Annotated in this window: 2 protein-coding genes; both read left to right on the forward strand. The window is 47.3% G+C overall.

Annotated features, from left to right (window positions below; genetic code table 11):
- The first annotated feature begins 115 nt into the window (after positions 1-115).
- Positions 116-718, forward strand: coding sequence for a glycosyltransferase family 4 protein (locus NTV65_11495; protein ID MCX6115820.1), 603 nt, complete (start codon positions 116-118; stop codon positions 716-718).
- A gap of 376 nt (positions 719-1,094) precedes the next feature.
- On the forward strand, positions 1,095-1,700 hold the full coding sequence (locus tag NTV65_11500) for a hypothetical protein (GenBank protein MCX6115821.1): 606 nt from the start codon (positions 1,095-1,097) through the stop codon (positions 1,698-1,700).
- The last annotated feature ends 99 nt before the right edge of the window (positions 1,701-1,799 follow it).

The following is a 1,799-nucleotide window of genomic DNA, read 5'->3' on the forward strand; positions in this document are numbered from 1 at the left end:
CTTCCGCCACCTCGCGGGCAGTTCGTCCGCTCTGAACCTTGGCAACTACCTCTGCTCCGATCTCTCGTTTCCGACTGTTTCTGCCCATATTTTGACCCTACTATATTTAGACTAGGTGTTCAAAATAACGGGTACCTATCACTCGGAGCTCGGAGTTCCGAACGATGCCTTTGTAGTTGGCTGCACCGCCGTTATGCGCGCGGTCAAGGGGGTCGATATCCTTATTCAAGCCTGTGCGACACTCCTAACCGAGCTACCAAAATTGCACCTACTGCTAATTGGGCCAGTAAAAGACCAGCAGGTAGAGCAGCTGCTAGAAAGCTTCCCAGACAAAAGTAGGCTCTCTCTAACCGGCTTTAGAAGCGATGCTACCAGACTCGCTACTCTGTGCGATGTGGTGGTAATGGCCTCAAAGAGCCGCGAGGGCTTTCCAAAATCGGTTATCGAGGCCATGGCTCAAGGTGTGCCGGCGATAGTAACGGCGGTCGGTGGAATGCCGGAGCTGGTTGATAACGGAGCAGCAGGCTTAATGGTCGAGCCCTCTAACGCGAATGAGCTCGCCGCTGCTATACGATACCTCGCAAACGATTCCAATGAACTTAGGCGCCTTGGGGCCGCCGGTAGAGCCCGTATAGTCGAGGTATTTAATATAGAGAGTACCGTTTCTAGAATGTTTGAGATCTTTGAAGAGCTAATCCAGAAAAAGCTGCTCACGTAACCCTCTGAAATCTCTAAATATCAAATAGTTCTCTAATCCTAACTAGTCAGCATATTGCAGAAATATTCGCATACAGTAATGACACTCAATAGCCCCTAAGGGGCCGATTTGCGGAACCCGTCCTGCAGCGCAAGTTGCTGGCGCAGCAATGCTGTGGGGGTGAAAACATTAACTGGTCACAAAATCTACCGTCCCCGATCAGGGGACGACCAATCAAATTACCTATGAAACTTCGCCGTAATCTGAGTAGCTTGAATCTTGACATTAAACTACGGTGACCAGTTACCTCTAATTAGCACTAAAAGCTAAAGATATTTAACGCTTCAACCGTCTATCAACCGTGAGGATATGCACGAACTCTAAGGGACGCACTTCTATGTACAACGAGCTCTCTAGTTATTCTGATCTAACCACACTTAGTCTAATATTTACTGGCGCCTTAATGGCGGCTGGAATAGCGATCGTTTTCAGGCGCTTTATGCTCTCCTGCTTTGCGTATATCTCCAACTTACTGCATGGCAATAAGCGTTCAGCGGCACAGCTTGCCATTGCCGAGTTCCAGTCTAAATTCTGGATGCTCCGGGAAAAGATGCACTCCCTAGATCTCTATGCTACGGAGTATCACAACACATACAACGATAATGGATATGGCACTCTTGTCACCATGGTTAATGAATTGACATACGCAGAAAAAGTCCTTGAAACATTGATGTTGTCACGTAGGTACAGCAGCGTTTGCAACCTATCTGAAATGTTACTAGGGACTCTGCCTACTGAACAGCAACAATTGTGTGTAGAACAATTTGCAGAGCTCGCCCATCTCGCTAACTGGCAAGATGAGAGTCGTCAGCTTTTAGTAAATCTTATTCATATTGCAATCAAATCAGCGCAAACAACCCACGAGCTTGGAATCAGCCGCAAACACGCTAAACAACCAATCCTCACAACACTCGCCGAAATACTGCACTCTCTTGAATCGTAACTATTTACCCCGGTATAAATTCCTCATTAAGCACCCGCACAGCCGCCTCGCAAAACTTTCTGGCCACAAGAACTGAGATCTTTATCTCTGAGGTATTAA

Source organism: Pseudomonadota bacterium (assembly GCA_026390555.1).
In the GTDB taxonomy this organism is placed as follows: domain Bacteria; phylum Bdellovibrionota_C; class UBA2361; order UBA2361; family OMII01; genus OMII01.